Below are 20605 nucleotides of genomic sequence, written 5' to 3'. Positions count from 1 at the left end.
CGGCGGGTAGGGCGCCGGCCTACCGCGTCACCCGGACGACCCCGTGGGCGCCCCGCTCGGCGTCCACCATGATGTGGCTCACCACCGGGTAGTGGCCCGCCTCGGGGAACGTCAGCTCCACGAACCCGCCCTGCGCCGGCTGGAGCCCGAGCGCCTGCGAGCCGCCCCCGGATTCGCCGAACGCCCCGCGTCCGTTGCGCAGTCGGTAGGCGCCCTCCAGGTACACGGTGTCGAACTGCCCGCCGACGATGTGGAACGACGACGCCCGGCTGGGGCCGGCGTCCAGCACCCAGAACCGCACGCGCTCGCCGACCTTCGCCGCGAACGGCTGCTGGTCGTACTGGTTCGCGATGCCGTTGAACACGACCCGGTCGGGGGTCTCGGCGACGACCTTCTCGGCGTTCACCTCGGCGGCGTCCGCCTGGCCGGTGGCCGCGCCGAGGTACACCTCCGACTGCACGAGCACGTACGAGCGGTCCACCCGCGGCAGGTTCGGCGGCTCGATGACGACCGCGCCGTGCATGCCCGCAGCGATGTGGCTGCTCATGGGGGCGGTCGAGCAGTGGTACATCCAGATGCCGGCGCGGTTCGCGGTGAAGCGGTACACGAGGCTCTCCCCGGACGCGATCGTCCGCATGGGCTGGTCCGGCGCGAGCGCCCCGGCGTGGAAGTCGATCGAGTGCCCGATCGTGCCGTCGTTGACGAGGGTGACCTCGAAGACGTCCCCGACGCGGCCGTGCAGGGTCGGCCCGACGCCGGCGCCGCCGAACGTCCACCGCTTCTGCCAGACGCCGGGAGCGACCTCGAGCGGCACCTCGGTGACCTTGAGCGTCACCTTGCGCACCTTCTCGTTCGTCAGCGGCGGCAGCGCCGGGTCGATCGTCCTCGACAGGGACGCCGCCGGCCCGGCCGGCGCCCCGTGCGCCGAGTGGTCGGCTGCGTTCGAGGCCCCGGACGCCGTCGGTGCGGCCGCGGCGGCCCCGGTTGGCGCGCCGGTGACGTTCACGTCGAACACCATGCCCATCTGCCGGTGGCCGGGCACCGTGCACCAGCCCTGGATCGACGACGACATGACCCCGGCGTCCAGCTCGACGGTCTCGCCGGGCGCGAGCCGCGGCGTCTTCGTCGAGCCGATGGCGAGGTCGTGGGCGGTCGTGGAGTCGGCGTTCGTCAGGACGACCACCAGCCGGTTCCCTGCCGGCACGTCCACCGACGACGGCTCGAAGCTCATCCCGATCGCCCGCACCTCGACGCGCGTCGTCTGCCCCGTCGCGGCCACCCCCGCGGACGCCTGCTGCCCCGTCAGGCTCGCCGGCAGCCCCGCGGCGGCCGGGTCGACGCCCACGCCGACCGTCACGGCCAGCACGAGGGCGGTGAGCGCGGCGACGAGCTGGCCGCCCGACCAGATGGACGCCCGATGGGGCGTCACCTCCCGGCGCCGCGGCGCGGCGTCCGCGGACTCGGCCTTGGCGGACTCGGCCTTCGCGGACTCGGCCTTCGCGAGGAGCGCGCGCCGCGCCGCGACCGACGCCCGGACGCCGCGCAGCATCAGGGGGATGAACGCGGCCAGCGCGGCCAGCACGACGACCGACGTCGTCACCTTCACCCAACTCGGGGTCGGCAGGGCCCACAGCAGCAGGCCGCCGTTGATGACGCCGAGCCGCAGGGTCGCGCCCTTGTCGAACCACTCCTGCCCGGCCCGGACGACCGACGGCCCGCCGCCCATCACGGACGGCATCAGGTACGACAGGGCGCCGGTCAGCAGTTGCGCGGCGAAACCGACCGCGAAGACGCCGGCCACGCGCGGGAAGGCGTTCGTGACCTCCGGCCACGAGGACGCCGTCGCCAGCACCCAGCCGACCCACGCCAGCGCGACGACCGCCCACCCGAGCGCGGCCAACACGGACGCCGACGCGAACTCCCGCGGCGGCTTCGCCTTCAGCGGCCGCAGCAACGCCCGGCCCCACCACAGCAGTGCGAGCAGGTAGTCCACGAGGCCGAGCAGGGCGACCCAGCGGAGCCCGACGAGCCCGCCGGCGGCCAGCAGCGCGACGCCGATCAGCAGCATCGGGAGGGCCTCGCGAGCGAGGCGCTCGGCGCGGTCGTCCATGCGGGTGCGGAGCATGGTGGGCCACAACGTGACGAGCGTGCCGGTGACGGTGAGCCCGATCCAGCCGAGCAGGTTCGTCATGGTGTGGGCGATGAGGAGGCGTCCGTGCCACTCGTCCGGCAGGCCCCACGCCAGCGCGGCGCCGAAGACCGCCCCGACGGGCAAGCACGCGGCGGCGGCCAGGTAGTAGTGGATCGTGATCCGGAACCGGTTGGGCAGCGCCCGCCGCAGCTCGACCCCGAGCTGGACGCCGTGCCAGATCACCGCGACGGCGACGGCCGTCGCGCCGGCGACCGTCAGCCACCACCACGTCGACGGGACGCCGACGAAGACGGCCAGCGCTCCGGCGGCCAGCAGGGCGAGGCGCCGGTTCTGGGCGGCGCGGCGCTCGGGGGTGTCGGCGACGCGCAGCAGGGTCGTGGCGAAGTGCTCGCTCCAGACCATCGCGGAGTGGGTCAGCGCGCCCAGCAGCACGAGGTGGATCATCAGCCAGGTCGCGCCGGGCACCCACTGGTGCGTCAGCGCGACGATGACGGCGGCGGCCAGCCACACCGTGCCCACCCGGTCGCGCAGCAGCGAGCCGCGGCGGGTCGCGCCACCGGGGCGTCCGGACGAAGGGCGACTCGCGGGAGCGGGAGAGTCGCCGGGGGTCGTGGGCATCATCGGGCGGTCACCACCAGGACGATCGAGGTCAACAGGAACAACAAGACGGCCGTCACCGTACCGATGGAGCCGAGCTGCCACAGCATCGAGCCGGTGACGTTGCCGGCGACGCGCAGGGCCAGGCTGACGTGCAGCCACACGAGCGGCACCCACGAGACGGGGCGGTAGGGCAGCGGCCGCCCGAGGACGGCCGGGAAGATGATCGGGGCGTGGGCCATCACCATCGAGATGCCGAAGCCGAGGAAGGTCGCGTGCACGACCGTGTCGTAGACGGCCTGCGTGGTGGCCGGCCCGGCGACGAGCCAGGTGCCGCCGGCGACGGCCAGCCAGACGTACCCGGCGAGCAGGGCCGCGCCGTTGTAGCGGCGTAGCCCCGACGTCCGGATCATGCGGCGGCCCACGTCGTCGCGCGCGAGCCAGCCGGCGACGACGAGCAGGATCGCGCCGACCGGGCGCGTCCCGACCGCCGGCCACAGCACGGCGGCCAGCGCGGACGCCGTCAGCGCGCCCGCCAGGGCGACGAGCCGCGGTGCCGCCCGCGGGCCGAGCGAGAGCTGGGCCATCTCGGCGCGCTCGGCGGCGATCGTCAAGACGATGAACCCCGCGAGGAGGGGCAGCAGCGCGGCGACGTCGGTCACCAGCCACAGGGACGCCGCGGCCGTCGCGAGGACGGCCGACAGCACCTGCACGGCGACCAGCGGTAGCGGAGCCCGCCGGTAGAGCGCGACGTACAGGCAGACGAACAGCAGGCAGCCCTCGAGCAGGAGCAGGCGTCCGAGAAGGGTCGCGCCGAGGGCGAGCGCGACGCCGCCGGCCCCGAGCACGGCCGGCGCGAGGTAGCCCCAGGCGCGGCCGAGGGCCTGCGCGCGCTCCAAGGCGATGACGGTGCCCAGGAAGCCGAGCACCATGATCATCCCGTGCGCGCCGGGCAGATGGTCCGCCCGGACCGGGGCCGCCGACCCGATGAGCAGGAGGGCGGCGTCCAGGCCGGCGAGCAGGCACGCGCCGCCCAGCGCGAGCAGGGCGACGCGGCCGACCGCGCCGCCCTGCCGGGCCGGCGCGGTCACGCGTGCGGGCCTGGCATCAGACGCGTGCCAGCTTCAGCTTCCAGGCCTCGGGGCCCTCCACGAGGTAGGACACCTCGAGGCTGTCGCCGAACCGCTCGGCGAGCTGGGCCAGCAGGGGCTTCGGATCGTGCGGCGCGACCAGCACGAGCGCGCGGCCGGGCGTCAGCGAATCGACCGCGCCCAGGATCGCGGCGTGCCGGATCGCGTGCGGGATCGTGCGCGCGTCGAGCTCGGGCAGCGCCTCGTCGTGCTCGCCGCAGCCGCAGGCGGACTTCTCGGTCAGGGGGATCTCGGTGCTCATCAGGCTCCTCTCGGGTCGGCCCTCATTATTACACAGAAATCCGTAGAAAAAGCCGGGTCAGTGGCCGGCCGCCGGCTCCTCGCCGGGCGCCCGCACCACGATCACCGGGCACTTGGCGCGACGCAGGACCTCGCGGCTCGTCGAGCCGAAGAACAGCCCGGCCAGCCCGCCGCGCCCGCGCGAGCCGACGACCAGCAGCGACGCCCCCTCGGACGCCGACCCCAGCACGTCGGACGCCCGCCCGGGCACGAGCCGGCGCTCGATGCGCAGGTGGGGGTGCTCTTGGGCGTACGGCGAGATCAGCGCGTCCATCATCGACTCGAGCGTGCCGCCCATCGTCGCCTGGTCGACCGACCAGCCGACGAGCATGTCGGCCATCCACGGCCCGACATCCCACGCGTGGATCGCCTCGACGCCCACCCCGAGCGCGAGGGCCTCGTCGACCGCCACGCGGAGCGCCTCCACGGACGCCGGCGAGTCGTCCACGCCGACGACGACCGGGCCCCCGGCGGTGGCCTGCACCGCGTCCGTCACCACGGCGACGGGGCCGCGGGCCCGGGTCACCAGGGCGTCGGAGGTGCCCCCGACGGCCGGAATCGCGATCGGCATCGTGCTGCCGCGAGCGCCGACCACGACGAGGGCGGCGCTGTCGGTCGCGTCGGCGAGCGTGCTGATCGTGTCGCCCTCGTACAGCCGCGTCTCCACGACGAGGTCGGGGTGGGCCTGCGCGATGCGCGCCTTCTCGTCCGCCAGCTTCTGCTCGCCGCGGTCGTGCAGGTGCCGGCCGATGTCGGCGACGATCGCCGCGTCGTCGATACCGTTGCGCAAGAGCAGCGGGCCCGGGGGCACGACGAGCGTGACCAGCAGCGGGACGCCCGCCGCGTCCGCCCTCTTCGCGGCCCACTCGATGGCCGGGCCGGTGCGCGGGGACAGGTCGGTGCCGACCACGATGCGGCCGTGCGTCGGGGATTGCGGGGTATCGGACATGTCGGCCTCCTGGGTCGCAACGCTGCTGGAGGAATACGTGTCTTGAGTCTACGCCGGAGGGGCGGAAGCCATCGTCCCTAGCCCCGCTGTGGCACCATGAGCGACATGACAGGTGAGCTCGGCCCGTTACCGGCGCCCGAGGGCGGTCGGCTGACACCAGCGCGCCGCCGGGTGCTGAGCGCCGTGATCGAGGCCCCGGGCACCCTGAACGACCTGGTGGACAGGCTCGGCGGGCACCCCAACACGACCCGCCAGCACCTGGAGGCCCTGGCCGCCGAGGGCTTGGTCGAGTCGGAGACCGTCGCCATCGAGGGGCCCGGGCGGCGTCCGCAGAGCTACACCGCGACGGGCGAAGGCGTCCGGGCATTGCGCGGGGAGGAGGGTCGCACTGAGTACCGCGAACTGGTGGGCGTCATCGCTCGCGACTTCGTCCAGCACGGCCACCCGGCCGAGCGGTCGTTCGAGATCGGACGCCGCTGGGGCAACGAGCGCGCGGCGCTCGTCGCGGCGTCCGGCGACCGGGATGCCGTCAAGGCGACGCTGATGACGCTGTTCGCCGAGCTGGGTTTTTCGCCGCGGGAGGCGCCCGACGGGCTGATCCGGCTGGAGACGTGCCCGATGCTCGACCTGGCGCGGGAGTACCCCCAGGTCATCTGCGAGATCCACCGTGGTCTGATCCAGGGCGTGCTCGACCACGTCCGTTCGCCCGAGCAGTTCGAGTTGCGGCCGTTCGCCGAGCCGGGGGCGTGCCTGGTGGGGCTGGGAAGCTCCCGGCAGCCGGCCACGGCCTAGCCGACGGCCCGCGGTGCGCGGGGCCGCCGGGGGTGTGCTCAGCGGTTGAGTTCGGCGAGGATCGCGCCGACGAACCGGTCGACCGCGCCGGGCGCGTGCGACAGGTAGAGGTGCGGCTCGAAGACGTCGGCCTCCAGCACCAGGGCGTGCCCATGGTCGGAGCGGATGATGTCGAACCGCGCGTACAGCGGCGTCGCCGAGGCGGCGTCGATGCCGTGATCCAGCTGCACCTTCTCGATCGCGCGCAGGGCCGTCTCGCCGATGCCGAGCATCTCGTCGGACGCCGTGGCCGGCTCGGCGGGCATCGAGAAGTGCCCCTCCTTGAACCCGCCGCCCTGCTTCAGGATCGCACCGCGCTTGATCGCGTGGCTGAACTCGCCCGCGAAGTAGATGAGCGACAGCTCGCCCAACTCGTGCACCGTGCCGACGGCCGGCTGCACGATGACGTTCTTGCCGTCGGAGAGGATCAACTCGGCGAGCGCCACCGCGTGCGGGTCGTCGGCGGCGTACAGCCCGGTGTCGCGGACGCCGGCGGAGATGGCCGGCTTCACGACGACGTTGTGGTGCCGGTGGGACGCCAGCGCGGCCTTCGCCTCGTCGACCGTGCGGCAGAACGCGGAGCGCACGCACGGGACGCCGCGCGCCACCAGGTCTTCGGCGTAGCGCTTGTCGTAGTTCCACCGGATGAGGGCCGCGTTGTTGAGGATGCGGGCCTGCTGGCCCACGTCGTTCAGCCAGTCGAGGAAGTCGTCGGGACGCTCCGCGTAATCCCACGGCGATCGGATCACCAGCAGGTCGTAGGCCGCCCAGTCGTTCGGGTCGTTCCAGATCGGTGCGTCGACCTCGACCCCCGCGGCTGCGAGCGCATCGAGGAGGAGAGGGAGCTCCTCATCGCGTGCGTCGCCGAGGACCTCGGGATCAGCCGTAACGAGGCCGAGCTTTTTTGTCATGACGCCCATGGTGGCACGCTCGGAGGACGTTTCGGGAATCGCCCGGAGAGGCTCAGCCCCCCGCGAACGGCGGCAGGACGTCGACCGTGGCGTCCTTCGGGACGGCCGCGGCGGGATCACTCGTAGTCGCGCCGTTGATCAGCACCGAACACCGCTGCAGGACGCCGACGAGCTGCGGCCCGTGGGCTTTTTTCATCGTGGCCAGCAGGTCCCCGAGTGTCGCGGCGTCGACGTTCTCCGCGGATGTGCCCGCGGCCTCGGCCGCGGCGGCGAAATAGCGGACGTGGGGCATCAGGACTCCTTCGGCAGGCTGGCCCGGAGGCGGTCGGCGAGGGAGGCGACGTCGGCGTCCGGGTGGCCGCCGGCGGCCACCCCCAGGATAAACGCCCCCACGGGCGCCATCGGGCGCACCGAGCGGTGGGCGATGTCGGCGGTGAGCCCGAGGATCAGGTCTTCGTCGACGGAGGCCGGGTCGACGCCCGCGGCGGCGCTCGCGCGCTCGATGAAGGGACGCCAGGAGCTGCGGTCTTCGGTGCGGGGCATGCGGGCCTCCTCGGACGGGACGGCGAGTTGGGCGGCCGGACGCGAGCCGAGCCGGCGCCGCCAGGTGGAGACATCCTCCCACGTGTCGACGTCGCCGACGTCGGCCCGGCGCGGGCGGACGCCTTCCAGGCGCAGCGGGCTCAGCAGCCGTCGCATCGAGACGTCGTGGCCGGTACCGACGGCGTCCGCCGCCCGGGCGAGGGCGTCCGTGCGGTAGAGGCCGAGGAGCCACTGGAGGCGTCCGCCCTCGTCGAGCAGGCAGAGGCCGTCGGCCACCGCCGGGATCCCCGCGGACGCCGCGGCGAGCAGCTCGGCGACGGCCGCGGGGGCGTCCGGGAGGTCGACGGCCAGCAGCAGCGTCCAGGGGCTGGGCCGGGCGAGCGCCCGCAGGCCCGCGACGACGCCGGACGCCGGGCCCCCGCCCGGCGGGTCCTCGCGGGTGAGCAGGACGCCGTCCGGCACGGCGACGTCGCCAACGACGACGCGCGTGCGGGCGGCGCGGGCGGCGTCCAGGACGCCGGCGAGCAGGCGTCCGGAGCCGAGGTCGAGGTCGGCCTTGACGACCCCGCCGAGGCGCGAGCCGCGCCCGCCGGCGACGACGATCGCGTCGAAGGCGGGGGCGTGGGGCGCGGGGTCAGGCATCGCGGGTCCAGGTGCCGGAGCGTCCGCCCTCCTTGCGCTCCAGCCGGACGTGCGCGATGTGGGCGCCGCGGTCGCGACCCTTGACCATGTCGATGACGGCGAGCGCGGCCACGCTCGCGCTGGTGAGGGCCTCCATCTCGACGCCGGTGCGGTCGGCCGTCCGGACGGTCGCGGTGATCGCCACCCCGTCGTCGACGATCTCCAGATCGACGGACGCCCCGTGCACGCCGATCACGTGCGCCAGCGGCAGCAGCTCGGGGGTCTTCTTCGCGGCCGCGATGCCGGCGATGCGCGCCACGGCGAGGACGTCGCCCTTCGGCACGGCCCCGTCGCGCAGGGCGGCGACCGTCGCCGGCGCGCAGGCGACGAACGCGGACGCCGTCGCCGCGCGGACCGTGGGCGTCTTCGCGGTGACGTCGACCATGCGGGCGGCGCCGGAGGCGTCCAGGTGGGTGAACTCGGTCATGCGAGGCTTCTCACGGGCAGGATCACGCCGGGCTCGACGCGGTCGGTCTCGGCGGGCACGTCGGCCAGCGCGTCCGCGGCGGCGAACCCGGTGACCATGTGGGACGCCGACCCGCGCCGGTGCGCGGGCCTCGCCAGCAGGCGTCCGTCGGGGCCGGTGCGGAGCGCGACGGGGATGAACTGCCGGCGTCCGCGGGGCGAGGGCCAGCCCTCGCCGGCGATCGCGGTGCCCCACGGCCGGGGGGCGAGGGCGAGCATCCGCTCGAGGGCCGGCCGCACGAACAGCTCGTAGCTCACCATTGTCGAGAGCGGGTTGCCGGGCAGGCACAGCACGGGGACGCGGCGGCCACCCACGGCGAGCACCGCCCAGCCCTGCGGCTTGCCGGGCTGCATCTGCACGTGCCGGAACGCGGACTCGCCCTCGGCGAGCACGATCCGGACGACGTCGTAGTCGCCCACGCTCACCCCGCCCGTCAGGACGACCAGGTCGGCGTCGGCGGCCAGCCCCGCGAGGGCCGCGCGGAAGGCGTCCGGGTCGTCGGGGAACGCGGCCGCGCGGCGCGCGTCGGCGCCGTCGCGGGCGGCGGCCGCCGCCAGGTAGAGCGAGTTGGATTCGTAGATCTGGCCCCGGCGCAGGTCGGACCCCGGCGCGACGAGCTCGTCGCCCGTCGCCGCGATCGCGACCCGCGGACGCCGGGCGACCGCGATCTCCCCGTGCCCGGCCCCCGCGACGGACGTCAGGGCGGCGGGCCCCAGGCGCGTGCCCGGGCCGAGGACGACGTCGCCGGCCGCCCGGTCCTCCCCGGCGCGCCGGATGTGGGCGCCCGGAGCCGGCACGGCGTTGATCGTGACCACGGGGCGTCCCTCGTCGGTCGCCTCGATCGGCACGACGGCGTCGGCCGCGCTCGGCAGCGGCGCGCCCGTCATGATGCGGATCGCGGCGCCGGGCGGCAGGTCGGGGTCGGCGTCGGAGCCGGCGGGGACGTCGGCCACCACCCGCAGGCGGGTGCCCTCGGCCAGGTCGGCGCGGCGGACCGCGTAGCCGTCCATCGCCGAGTTGTCGAAGGCGGGCACCGGGCCGCGGCTGGCGATCCCGTCGGCCAGGACGCGCCCGGCGGCGTCCGCCAGCGCGACGGTCTCCACGCCGAGGGGGCCCGGCGGGACGAGCGAGCAGACCTCCGCCAGGTACTGCTCGACAGACAGAGTGACGCGCGGCTCGGGCATCGGCTTCCTTCGGGTCGGGGCTCGCCCCAGCATGGCACGCCCGGCGCGCCACGCAGTCGGCGGGGGACCGGCGTCGCGCTCACCCAGTACATTTGGGGCCGCGAGCCCCGTGTCTGCGCCGGTCAACCGGCGGAAGGAAGGAAGCCGATGACGTCCCAGGCAGCCCCCGAGCCCCAGCCGCTCACGCCGCCTCCGGCGGCGCCGGGGGCGTCCCTCACGCTGGAGGCGCCCGAACCGCCCGCGACGGTGGTCGCGACCCAGGCGCCGAAGATGGCCCCGCCGGTCACGGCCGAGCAGAAGCCGGGGCTGGACGCGAAGGTGGACGCCTTCATGGCCGCCCTCACCGCGGAGCAGGCCAAGAGCCCCGAGTTCGAGGCGCAGGCGTCCGCGGTGCGGTCGATGGGGGACGCCGACATCCGCAAGGCGGCGGAGGCGTCCAACAAGTTGCTGGAGACGCCGGTGAACGAGGTCGAGCGCGGCGGCCTGTCGGACGCCTCGAAGGTCGGCGAGACCCTGCTCGACCTGCGCCGCACGATCGAGGATCTCGACCCGAGCCAGGCCGGGCCGCAGAGGAAGTTGCTCGGCTTCATCCCGATCGGGAAGAACGTGCGCGACTACTTCCGCAAGTACCAAAGCTCGCAGTCGCACCTCAACGGCATCCTGCACGCGCTGCGCCAGGGGCAAGACGAGCTGACCCGCGACAACGTCGCCCTCAACATGGAAAAGCAGAACCTGTGGGCGTCGATGAACCGGCTCAACCAGTACATCTACATCGCCGAGCAGCTCGACCAGCGGGTGTCGGCGTCCATCGCCGAGTTGAAGCTCACCGACGTCGCGAAGGCGGAGGCGATGGAAAAGGACGTGCTGTTCTACGTCCGGCAGAAGCATCAGGATCTGCTGACCCAGCTGGCCGTGAGCATCCAGGGCTACCTGGCGATCGACGTCATCATCAAGAACAACATCGAGCTCATCAAGGGCGTCGACCGGGCGTCCACGACGACGGTCTCGGCGCTGCGCACCGCGATCATCGTGAGCCAGGCGCTCGGCAACCAGAAGCTGGTGCTCGACCAGATCACGGCGCTGAACGAGACGACGTCCGGCATGATCGAGCGCACGTCGGAGATGCTGAAGGACAACTCGGCGCGCATCCAGGAGCAGGCGGCCGGCTCGACGATCCAGTTGGAGAGCCTGCAGAAGGCGTTCTCGAACGTCTACGACACCATGGACACCATCGACGCCTTCAAGCTGGAGGCGCTCAACACCATGAGCGCCACGATCGGGACGCTGGAGAACGAGGTCGCGAAGAGCCGTGAGTACCTCGACCGGGTGTCGAACTCGGAGGCCCGCATGCAGGCCGCGTCCCTCGACGTGGCCGAGCCGAAGAACCGATGACGTCGCGATGGGGTTCTGGGACTGGCTGACCGGGGCGGGGACGCCCGAGCGGGAGGACGCCGCCCCCGAGCCCCCGCGCGCCCCCACGGCCGGCGACATCGCGGACGCCCTGGAGAGGGCGGAGCGGATGGCCGCGCAAGGGCGGGCGCCGGCGCCCGTGACCTCCCGGGTCGCCCGGATCACCGCGACGGTGCGGCGGATCCTGCCGCGGATCGCGGCGTCCGGGGTGGAGAGCCGGGACGCCTACACCGTCGTCGCCACCGCGACCGACTACCTGCCCGAGGCGCTGAACGCCTACCTGCGGCTGCCGCGGGACTGGGCGGACACGCGTCCGGTGGAGGGCGGCAAGAGCTCGCTGCTGCTGCTCATCGACCAGCTGGACCTACTCGCCGCCACGATGTCCCGCATGGACGACGCCATCAACCGTCACGACGCGACGGCGCTCGTCGCGCATGGGCGGTTCCTCGACGAGCGGTTCGGCGTCCATCGGCAGCGGCCGGCGACGCTGGACGGCCAGCGTCCGGCCAGCACCAACCCGCTCGATCTGGAGGGCTGATGACGACCACGCTGCGCGCCGCCCTGGACGCCCTCGCGCGCGTCGCCGAGTCCGCCGGGCTCGACGCGGACGCCGCCCGGGCCGAGGGCGAGCAGTTGGCCGCCGCCGTCGCCGAGCCGGCGATGGGCGCGTTCGGCGCGTGGGCGTCCGAGCTGGGCCGGGACGCCGACGCTCAGGCGTTCTTCGCGGCGGCGTCCCGGGGGCGCCGCTACCGGACGTCGCCGACGCCGCTGGCGAGCGAGCTGGCGAACACGCGTCCGCAGGTCGCGCAGGCCTACGCGGCCGCGCTCGGGCAGGTCGCGGCGTCCGCGTGCCTGCTGGGCGAGCCGAACCCGCAGGTGGCGGGCGCGGCGGCGGCCGCGAGCGCCGCGCAGCTGCCGGGCGCCGGGGTCGGGGCGATGGCCGAGTTCGAACGGAACGCGTCCGGGGTGTTGGCGGGCGTCCTCGACCGGCTCGCCGACAACCAGCGCCGCCTGGACGCCCTGCGCGGGCCGGCGTCCGCGCCGAGCGAGCCGGCGTCCCCGCCGGCGGAGGAGACGGAGCCCGCGCAGCCGGCCGAGCCCGAGCGGACGCTGGAGGAGCTGCTCGCCGAGCTGGACGGCCTCGTCGGCCTGGCGAGCGTGAAGGCGGAGATCCACCGGCAGGCGGCGATCCTGCGGGTGGACGCGCTGCGGACGAAGGCGGGCCTGAAGGTGCCGACGATCACCCGGCACCTCGTGTTCGTCGGCAACCCGGGCACCGGCAAGACGACGGTCGCCCGGCTGGTGTCGGGTGTCTACAAGGCGCTCGGCCTGCTGAGCAAGGGGCAGCTCGTCGAGGTGGACCGCAGCGAGCTCGTCGCGGGCTACCTCGGGCAGACCGCCCTCAAGACCGCCGAGGTGGCCGCGCGGGCCGTCGGCGGCGTCCTGTTCATCGACGAGGCGTACTCGCTGGCCGGCGACCAGTACGGCGAGGAGGCCATCAACACCCTGGTGAAGGAGATGGAGGACCGCCGCGACGACCTCGTCGTGATCGTCGCGGGCTATCCCGGGCCGATGGCGTCCTTCATCGCCGAGAACCCGGGCCTGGCGAGCCGCTTCCGGACGACGATCGCCTTCGAGGACTACACCGACGACGAGCTCGCCGCCATCTTCGCGCTGCAGGTCGCGTCCGCCGACTACGACCTCGGCGAGGGCGCCGCGGACGCCTTCCGCGCGGCCCTCGCGCGCCAGCCGCGCGACGAGACGTTCGGCAACGGACGCTTCGCCCGCAACGTGCTCGAGGCCGCGATCGGGCATCAGGCCTGGCGGCTGCGCGACGTCGCCGACCCGACGGTCGAGCAGTTGCGGACGCTGACCGCCGGCGACGTGGAGGGGGACGCATGAGCGCGCCGGTCGCCGTCCGGACGCCGCGGCAGCGCATGGCCACGCCCCGGCTGCTGCGGCTGCTGCGGTTCGGGATCGTGCTGAGCATGCTGCTCGCGGCGGCGGCGTCCGCGTGGGCGCTGAACCACGGGGCCACCGACATGGCGACGATCGCGCGCGGCACCGACCAGGTGCAGCGGCTGCAGGTGATCCGCGGGAACATCCTGCGCGCCGACGGCCTCGCGACGAACGGGCTCGCTCAGGCGTCCGAGCCGGCCGCGCAGCGCGAGTCGTACCGCGCGCTGCTCGACGAGGCCGCGCGGCTGACGGTCGTCGCGAGCGACGCGCAGCCCCTCGACCAGGCCGGGCTCGCCGAAGCGAACGCCGGGCTCGTGCGGTACGCGGCGACGATCGAGCTGGCCCGCACGGTCTACCCGACGAACGCGACCTCCGCGCTGGCGAGGGTCGACGAGGCGCAGGCGACGCTGCGCGACCAGGTGCTCCCGGCGCTCGACAGGCTCGACGCCGATAACCAGGGCCGGGTGGACGCCGCCCGTTCCACCGGACGGAGCGGCTGGCCGTTCGTGGCGACGGTGCCCATCGCGGTCGCGCTGCTCGCGCTCGTGCTCGTCGCGATGCGGACGCGGCGGCTGGTGAACATCGGCCTCGCGCTGGCCCTCGTGGCCGGTCTCGGGCTGTGGCAGGTGACCGACAGCGCGCTGGGCCGGGCGACGACCGCGGTGGACGCGGCCCACTCCGGCCCCTTCCGGACGGCGATGGCCACGTCGCACGCGTACGCGGCGGCGTCCGACGCGAAGTCGTCCGAGGGACGCCTCACGCTGCAGACGTCCGCGGCGGCGGCCGGCAACGCCCGATGGCGCGAGCGGGTCGCGCGCGCCCGGTCCGCCCTCGCGGAGGGCGCCGGCCCCGCCGATCTCTCGGCCAAGCTGGACGCCTACGAGGCCGCCTACGGCGTCCTGCAGCGGGCGTCCGCCGCGAAGCGCTCCGGGGACGTCGCGCGCCTCGCCGGGGACGCCTCCGCGGCCGGGGTGAACCCGACGTTCGCCGCCTTCGCGGACGCCTCCCGCGCGGTCGCGGACGCCGCCGGCGCCGAGACGGCGCGCACCATGAGCGAGCGGCAGGACGCCCTCGGCCTCGGCGTCGCGTTCGCCGTGCTGCTCGGCCTCGCCGGCGCGATCGCGGGCGCGATGGGGGCCAACCTGCGGCTGGAGGAGTACCGGTGACCGTCCTTGCCCCCGCCGCCCCCGGACGCCTCGGCGAGCCGGCAGACCCGCCGCGCTACCTGACCTACCTGACCGCCCTCGACGACTGGATCGCCGGACGCCGGGCCGAGCTCGACGAGCTGGACGCGGCCGCGCAGGCGTCCGGGAGCGCGGCCGAGCTGACCGCCGACATCCGGCTCGGGCTCGCGCTGTGGCAGGCGATCAAGACCCGCTACGACGCGGTGCTCGTCGCGTGGGACTCCGGCCGGGTCGGCCCGGCGGAGGCCGACCGCGTGTCCGCGCTCGTCTGGGGCGGGCTGGACGCGCTGAGCATGTCCCTGCCCGAGGCCACCCGGCTCTCCGACGCGCTCGCCGGGCAACTCCGGCAGCGCCTGCAGCTCGATCCGGCCGGCAGCGAGGCGCCCGCCCGCCTGCGGACCGCGTTCGCCCAACTCGAACGGCTGCGCGACCAGGTGGCGCTCGAGCCGGCCGAGGCGCGGCCGGCGGCGGCGTCCAAGGTCGCGAACCTGGAGGCGCGGCTGGAGGCGATCGCGGGCAAGGCGTCCCGCGGCGGCGACGTGGGCGGCCTGCTCGGCCCGTTCGAGGCCGACGCGGCCGTCCTGGAGCGAGATCTCATCGTCGGCGGCGCCGAGCGCCGGCGCTCCTCGGACGCCGCCGGTGCGGCCGGACGCCGCCGCGACGAGCTGGCCGCCCGCGAGGCGTCGCTGCGGCAGCTCGTCGACCACGTCGTCGCGACCGTCGCGCACCCGCCCCGCTACGCCGTGCCGCACGTGGCGGCCCTCGGCCCCGTGCCCGCCGACGACGACGGGCTGCGCGCCTACACCGAACGGCTCGGGCGGGTCGCCCGCGCGCTCGACGTCGTCCAGCTGGCCTACACGCAGGCCCTCGCCGACGACGAGGCCGGGCGGAGGCGTCCGTGAGGTGCCGGCAGCCGGGCTGCCCCGGGACGATCGTCGACGGCTACTGCGACGTCTGCGGCATGCCGCCCGGCTCGGCGCCGGTGCAGCCGGCCGGGCAGGGCGTCCGGGGGGCCAAGCCGGGGCCGGCGACGGGCGCCTGCGACCAGCCGGGCTGCCCCGGGCAGATCGTGGACGGCTACTGCGACGTCTGCGGCAACCCCGCGGGCGCGGCCCCGGGGGCCGTGCTGGGGACGCAGCCGTCGACCGTGACGCGCACCTCGCACGAGCTGGCGTCCACCGCGCTGGGGTCGGCGCGGGTCGCGCCGGGCCAGGGCGCGACGCACCGCCGGGTCGTCCCGCAGCGGCGGACGACCCGCATCGGGGCCGGCCTGACGACGGTTCCGCCCGCGCCCGAGGTCGACCCGCTCGCGCAGGTCATGGCCGACCCGGTCGTCCCCGAGGAGCGGCGCAACTGCCCGCACTGCGGCAACCCGGTGGGCCGCGCCCGGAAGGACGCCTCCGGCCGCACCCAGGGCTTCTGCCCCCACTGCCAGTCGCCGTACTCGTTCGACCCGAAGATCGAGCCCGGCGAGCTCGTCGCCGGGCAGTACCAGGTGGTCGGCTGCCTCGCCTACGGCGGCATGGGCTGGATCTACCTGGCCCGCGACAAGAACGTGAACGACCGGTTCGTCGTGCTGAAGGGCCTGCTGAACACCGGCGACGCGGACGCCGTGCTCGCCGCGCAGGCCGAGAAACGCTTCCTCGCCCAGGTCGAGCACCCGCTCATCGTGGAGATCTACAACTTCGTCTGGCACGACGGCGAGGCGTACATCGTCATGGAGTACGTGCCCGGGCGTTCGCTGAAAGACCTGCTCAAGCAGCGGCAGGCCGCCAACGGGGGCGTCTACGACCCGCTGCCGGTGGACTGGGCGCTGGCCTACCTCGTCGAGATCCTGCCCGCGTTCGGGTACCTGCACTCGATCGGGTTGCTGTACTGCGATTTCAAGCCCGACAACGTCATGCAGGTGGGGGACGCGGCGAAGCTCATCGACCTGGGCGGCGTCCGGCGCATGGACGACGACCACTCGACGATCTACGGCACCGTCGGCTTCCAGGCGCCGGAGGTGGCCTCGCGGGGGCCGTCGGTGGCGTCCGACCTGTACACGATCGGGCGGACGCTCGTGCTGCTGTGCGCGGAGTTCCGGGGCTACCAGGGCGCCTACGCGACGTCGCTGCCGCCGGTGGAGGAGCTGCCGGTGCTGGCGGCGCACGACTCGCTGTACCGGCTCGTCCTGAAGTGCTGCGCGCCCGAGCCGGCCGACCGGTTCAGCTCGGCCGAGGAGCTGCGCGGGCAGCTGCTCGGCGTCCTGCGGGAGGTCGTGGGGCAGCGCTCGCCCGGCGCGGCCTCGGCGAGCTCGCCGTCGCCGCTCTTCGAGCCGCCGTCCGTCGCCGCGGACGCCTTCGACTGGCACCAGCTTCCGCAACTGCGTCCGGACACGTCCGACCCGCAGTGGGACTGGCTCGCCAAGCTGCCCACCGACGCCCACGGACGCCTCGCCGCGCTGGCCCAATGCCCCCAACGGACGCCGCAGGTCGAGCTCGACACGATCGTCACCGCGCTGGACGCCGGCCTGCCGACCCTCGTCGACGAGGCCATCGCGCGCATGCTGGCCCGCGACCCCTGGGAGTGGCGCGCGGTCTGGATGCAGGGGGCCGCCGCCCTGGTCGCGGGCGATTTCGCGCGGGCGCAGGCGTCCTTCAACGCCGTCTACGGGCAGGTGCCGGGCGAGCTCGCGCCCAAGCTCGCCCTGGCCGTCGCGTGCGAGCGCGGCGGCGAGCCGGGCCTCGCGGAGGCCCTCTACGCCATCTGCGCGTCCACGGACGCCGCCTACGTCACGGCGAGCGCGTTCGGACTGTCGCGCATCCGGCGGGAGCGCGGGGACGTCCGCGGGGCGCGGGAGGCGCTCGCGATGATCTCGCAGACCGCGCGGGGCTACACCGAGTCGCGCGTGCTGCGTGCCGAGCTGCTGCTGGGCCCGGACGCCTCCCTCGACGACCTCGCCCGCGCGCTCGACGCGCTGGCCGCGGCCAACCTCGACGCGGAGCGCTACAACCGGTACGCGGTCGACGTCCTCAGTCGCGCGCTGCCCAAGGTGCGCGGCCGGCGGGGGACGGCGGCGTCCCTGATCGGGGGCGTGCCCGCGACCGAGCGGAACGTCCGGCAGCAACTGGAGGAGGCGTACCGCGACCTCGCGGGCCTCGTGACCGATCCCTCCGAGCGCCATGCGCTCATCGACCAAGCCAACGCGACGAGAAGATGGAGCCTGCTGTGAGCCAGACGTGGGATCAGCCCCCCGGGGAGCGCTTCCAGAGCGGGGGTGCGGGGCCGGACGCCGAGGGGTTCGACGACGTGGCCACCGAGCCGGTGCGTCCGGAGCCGTCCCTGCGGTGCGCGGAGTGCGGGGGCCGCGTGGGCGCCGAGGGGTACTGCGAGGTCTGCGGGACGAAGGCCCCGAGCGAGCGCGACCACCTGGTCGAGAAGCCGGCGTCCTGGGTCGGCGGGGTGTGCGACAAGGGCGTCCGGCACCCACGCAACGAGGACGCCTTCGCGCTCGCCGCCTGCTCGGTGCCCGGCTCGCGCGCCGTGGCGATCGTGTGCGACGGGGTGTCGTCGTCGGACGACTCCGACGTCGCGTCGCTGGCGGCCGCGCGGGCGGCGCTCGCCGTGCTGACGGCCCGCGAGGGCGAGGAGGTGGGCGTCCTGCTGCGGCGGGCCACGGAGGCGGCCAACGAGGCCGTGATCGCCGGCACGCACCCGGCGGCGGCGAACGCGGCGTCCTGCACGCTGGTCGCGGCGGTCGTGGCGGGCGACGCGGCCCACATCGCGAGCATCGGCGACTCGCGCGTCTACTGGTTCGGCGACGACGGCTCTTCGGCGCAGCTCACCGTCGACGACTCCCTCGCCCAGGAGGACATCGTCGCCGGGGCGTCCCGCGACGAGGCGGAGGCGGGCGTCCACGGGCACGTGATCACCGCGTGGCTCGGCCTGGACGCCCCCGAGCTCGACCCCGAGATCGTCCCGTTCGAGGCGCCCGGCCCCGGCTGGCTGTGCGTGTGCAGCGACGGGCTGTGGAACTACGCGTCGGCCCCCGAGGCGCTCGCCGAGATCGTCGCGGCGTGCCGCTCCGAGGCCGGCGACGACCCCGTCGCGCTCGCCGAGGCCCTCGTGGCCTGGGCAAACGGACGCGGCGGGCAGGACAACATCACGGTCGCCCTCATCCGCCTGGGCGACCCGACAAAGGGGTGATCCGATGGCCACGTTCAGCGCGACCGTGTACCAGAACGAGTTCCTGCCTGACGGCGGGACGGACGTGAACGCGATCGTCCGGGTGGGCGTCCAGGGGGCCGGGCGGGCCGGGGCGGGATCCGGTGGGCCCGCCGGCGAGATCGTCATCATCGACAGCTCGGGCTCGATGGGGCGCGTCAACATGGAGGCGGCGAAGCGCGCCGCGATGGTGGCCCTCGACCACGTGGCCGACGGCACGTACTTCGCGGTCGTCGCCGGCACCGAGCGCGCCTACCTCGCCTACCCGATGGTGCGCACCGGCGAGGGCATGGTGCGGATGACCCCGCAGACCCGCCGGGAGGCGCAGGAGGCGATCGGCTGGCTGCAGGCCGACGGCGGCACGGCGATCGGGGCGTGGCTCCGGCTGGCGCTGGCCCTCTTCGACAGCATGGGCGGCCAGGTCGGGCAGAAGCACGCGATCCTGCTCACCGACGGCGAGGACCGCGACGAGTCGGCCGCCGCGCTCGACGCGGCCATCCGGGCCTGTGCGGGGCAGTTCCAGTGCGACTGTCGCGGCGTCGGCACCGACTGGGTGGTGAGCGAGGTGCGCAAGGTCGCGACGGCCCTGCTGGGCACGGTCGACATCATCCCCGACCCGTCGCGGCTGAGCGCGGAGTTCGCGTCCCTCATGCGGGCGTCCATGGCCCGCGGGGTGGCCGACGCGCAATTGCGCGTCTGGACGCCGCAGGGCGCGCAGATCCTCTTCGTCCGGCAGGTGTCGCCCGCGGTGGAGGACCTGTCGACGCGGGGGACGCCGATCGGCCCGCTGACGGTCGGCTACCCGACCGGCTCCTGGGGCGACGAGACGCGGGACTACCACGTGGCCGTCCGGCTGGCCGCGAAGACGGTGGGGCAGGAGCAGTTGGCGGCCCGCGTCCAGCTGTTCGCGGACGGGGAGGTGCAGACCCAGGGTCTGGTGAAGGCCACCTGGAGTGCCGACGATGCCCTGACGACGCGCATCAACCCCGAGGTCGCCCACTACACCGGGCAGGCGGAGCTGGCCGACGCGATCCAGGAGGGCCTGGCCGCAAAGGCCGCGGGCGACCTGGGGACGGCGACGACGAAGCTCGGGCGGGCCGTGCAACTCGCCGCCGCGACGGGGAACACCGAGGCGACGACGCGGCTGCGGAAGGTCGTCGACGTCCAGGACGCCGGGTCCGGTACCGTCCGGCTCAAGCGGTCGGTCGCGAAGGCCGACGAGATGGCGCTGGACACGGCGTCCACCAAGACCACCCGAGTGAGGGGCTGACATGGCGACCTGTCCGAACGGCCACGACACGCAGGCCACCGACTACTGCGACACCTGCGGGGCGCCGGTCGCGCCGGCGGCGTCCGGGACCGGGGCGTCGGGGCAGACGTGCCCCCACTGCTCGGCGCCCGCCCCGGCGGACGCCCTCTTCTGCGAGCAGTGCGGCTACGACTACACCACGGGCGCGCTGCCGCGGACGGCGGCGCCTGCGGCCGAGGAGCCGAACGAGCCGGGACCGGCCGAGCCGGAGGGGCCGGCCGAGCCGGAGCAGCCGGCGATGTTCGACGTCCCCGAGGGAGCGGCGGTCGCGCCGCGGGCGGCGTCCTTCGTGGCAGAGGTGTGGATCGACCCCGACTGGTACGCCAGCCAGGAGAGCCCCGACGCGCTGCCGTCGCCGGGCCTGCCGCACGTCGTGCCGCTGCGGGGGCGCGAGTCGCTGATCGGACGCCGCACGTCCGGCGCGGCCGCGCCGGAGATCGACTGCGACGACAACGGCGTGAGCCGGCGGCACGCGCGGCTGACGACCGACGGCGACCGCTGGTTCGTCGAGGACCTCGGCTCGTCGAACGGCACGTTCGTCGGGCGGCTGGGGGACGCGCTGCCGGAGGATCCGATCGGCGGCCGCACCCAGGTGCACCCCGACGAGCGGCTCTACCTGGGCTCGTGGACGCGGATCGTCGTCCGGGAGGCGACCGACGAGGAAGCGGAGCTCTGAGGGTCCCTTTTCGCGGCGCAGCAAAGGGTGTCCCTGACATGGGGGACAATGCGCTGTCCCTGTTTTGAATCGTCTATCCAGGGTCGTCCAAGGTGGTAATCGGACGTCCTTATTCGG

General features: G+C 74.6%; 19 protein-coding genes. 10 read left to right on the top strand and 9 right to left on the bottom strand.

All coding sequences use genetic code 11. The features are described from left to right. Window positions 1–19: 19 nt before the first annotated feature. From WMJ97_RS08625 to WMJ97_RS08610, 4 genes are read right to left on the bottom strand one after another with little or no spacing between them, the layout of a single operon-like run. Complete coding sequence (locus WMJ97_RS08625) at window positions 20–2773, bottom strand: multicopper oxidase domain-containing protein (RefSeq protein ID WP_347348579.1); 2754 nt, start codon at window positions 2771–2773, stop codon at window positions 20–22. Continuing rightward, entirely contained in the window at window positions 2770–3840 is a 1071-nt protein-coding gene (locus WMJ97_RS08620) for a hypothetical protein (RefSeq protein WP_347348578.1), read from the bottom strand. The genes WMJ97_RS08625 and WMJ97_RS08620 overlap by 4 nt, the downstream gene beginning before the upstream one ends. A gap of 16 nt (window positions 3841–3856) precedes the next feature. Further along, entirely contained in the window at window positions 3857–4141 is a 285-nt protein-coding gene (locus WMJ97_RS08615) for a DUF2249 domain-containing protein (protein WP_347348577.1), read from the bottom strand. Between the two features lie 57 nt (window positions 4142–4198). Continuing rightward, on the bottom strand, window positions 4199–5128 hold the full coding sequence (locus WMJ97_RS08610; protein ID WP_347348576.1) for a universal stress protein: 930 nt from the start codon (window positions 5126–5128) through the stop codon (window positions 4199–4201). A gap of 105 nt (window positions 5129–5233) precedes the next feature. Between WMJ97_RS08610 and WMJ97_RS08605 the strand changes: the two genes are divergently transcribed. Then, window positions 5234–5920, top strand: coding sequence for a helix-turn-helix domain-containing protein (locus WMJ97_RS08605; RefSeq protein WP_347348575.1), 687 nt, complete (start codon window positions 5234–5236; stop codon window positions 5918–5920). A gap of 38 nt (window positions 5921–5958) precedes the next feature. Here the strand turns inward: WMJ97_RS08605 and WMJ97_RS08600 are convergent, their stop codons facing one another. The 5 genes from WMJ97_RS08600 to glp are packed head-to-tail and all read right to left on the bottom strand — an operon-like array spanning window position 5959 to window position 9744. After that, window positions 5959–6870, bottom strand: coding sequence for a hypothetical protein (locus WMJ97_RS08600; protein ID WP_347348574.1), 912 nt, complete (start codon window positions 6868–6870; stop codon window positions 5959–5961). 52 nt (window positions 6871–6922) lie between these two features. Beyond that, window positions 6923–7162 (bottom strand): MoaD/ThiS family protein, encoded by a 240-nt coding sequence (locus tag WMJ97_RS08595; RefSeq protein WP_347348573.1) that lies wholly within the window; start codon window positions 7160–7162, stop codon window positions 6923–6925. Continuing rightward, the gene (locus tag WMJ97_RS08590; protein WP_347348572.1) at window positions 7162–8055 is read right to left on the bottom strand and encodes an NTP transferase domain-containing protein; all 894 of its coding nucleotides are present in this window, start codon (window positions 8053–8055) and stop codon (window positions 7162–7164) included. The genes WMJ97_RS08595 and WMJ97_RS08590 overlap by 1 nt, the downstream gene beginning before the upstream one ends. Continuing rightward, window positions 8048–8521 (bottom strand): cyclic pyranopterin monophosphate synthase MoaC, encoded by a 474-nt coding sequence (gene moaC / locus WMJ97_RS08585; RefSeq protein WP_347348571.1) that lies wholly within the window; start codon window positions 8519–8521, stop codon window positions 8048–8050. Before moaC ends, WMJ97_RS08590 begins: the two co-directional genes overlap by 8 nt. Next, window positions 8518–9744, bottom strand: coding sequence for a gephyrin-like molybdotransferase Glp (gene glp / locus WMJ97_RS08580; protein ID WP_347348570.1), 1227 nt, complete (start codon window positions 9742–9744; stop codon window positions 8518–8520). The genes moaC and glp overlap by 4 nt, the downstream gene beginning before the upstream one ends. Before the next feature lie 147 nt (window positions 9745–9891). Between glp and WMJ97_RS08575 the strand changes: the two genes are divergently transcribed. The 9 genes from WMJ97_RS08575 to WMJ97_RS08535 are packed head-to-tail and all read left to right on the top strand — an operon-like array spanning window position 9892 to window position 20488. Next, window positions 9892–11136 (top strand): toxic anion resistance protein, encoded by a 1245-nt coding sequence (locus WMJ97_RS08575; RefSeq protein WP_347348569.1) that lies wholly within the window; start codon window positions 9892–9894, stop codon window positions 11134–11136. Window positions 11137–11143: 7 nt separating this feature from the next. Beyond that, window positions 11144–11692 carry a hypothetical protein gene (locus tag WMJ97_RS08570; RefSeq protein WP_347348568.1) on the top strand — a complete coding sequence of 183 codons (549 nt, stop codon included), beginning with the start codon at window positions 11144–11146 and terminating at the stop codon, window positions 11690–11692. Then, a complete protein-coding gene (locus WMJ97_RS08565; RefSeq protein ID WP_347348567.1) occupies window positions 11692–13056 on the top strand; it encodes an AAA family ATPase in 1365 nt (454 codons plus the stop codon). The genes WMJ97_RS08570 and WMJ97_RS08565 overlap by 1 nt, the downstream gene beginning before the upstream one ends. After that, entirely contained in the window at window positions 13053–14279 is a 1227-nt protein-coding gene (locus WMJ97_RS08560) for a hypothetical protein (RefSeq protein WP_347348566.1), read from the top strand. The genes WMJ97_RS08565 and WMJ97_RS08560 overlap by 4 nt, the downstream gene beginning before the upstream one ends. Continuing rightward, window positions 14276–15199 (top strand): hypothetical protein, encoded by a 924-nt coding sequence (locus tag WMJ97_RS08555; protein ID WP_347348565.1) that lies wholly within the window; start codon window positions 14276–14278, stop codon window positions 15197–15199. Before WMJ97_RS08560 ends, WMJ97_RS08555 begins: the two co-directional genes overlap by 4 nt. After that, window positions 15196–17511, top strand: coding sequence for a tetratricopeptide repeat protein (locus WMJ97_RS08550; protein WP_347348564.1), 2316 nt, complete (start codon window positions 15196–15198; stop codon window positions 17509–17511). Before WMJ97_RS08555 ends, WMJ97_RS08550 begins: the two co-directional genes overlap by 4 nt. Further along, complete coding sequence (locus WMJ97_RS08545; RefSeq protein WP_347348563.1) at window positions 17508–18485, top strand: protein phosphatase 2C domain-containing protein; 978 nt, start codon at window positions 17508–17510, stop codon at window positions 18483–18485. Before WMJ97_RS08550 ends, WMJ97_RS08545 begins: the two co-directional genes overlap by 4 nt. Window positions 18486–18489: 4 nt before the next feature. Next, window positions 18490–19773, top strand: coding sequence for a VWA domain-containing protein (locus WMJ97_RS08540; RefSeq protein WP_347348562.1), 1284 nt, complete (start codon window positions 18490–18492; stop codon window positions 19771–19773). A 1-nt stretch (window position 19774) separates the two neighbouring features. Then, a complete protein-coding gene (locus WMJ97_RS08535) occupies window positions 19775–20488 on the top strand; it encodes an FHA domain-containing protein (protein WP_347348561.1) in 714 nt (237 codons plus the stop codon). The last annotated feature ends 117 nt before the right edge of the window (window positions 20489–20605 follow it).

Source organism: Nigerium sp., assembly GCF_039811905.1.
Classification (GTDB): Bacteria; Actinomycetota; Actinomycetes; order Propionibacteriales; family Propionibacteriaceae; genus Propioniciclava.
The sequence above is the reverse complement of the archived record's forward strand: the minus strand, read 5'-3'. Positions and strand labels throughout refer to the sequence as shown.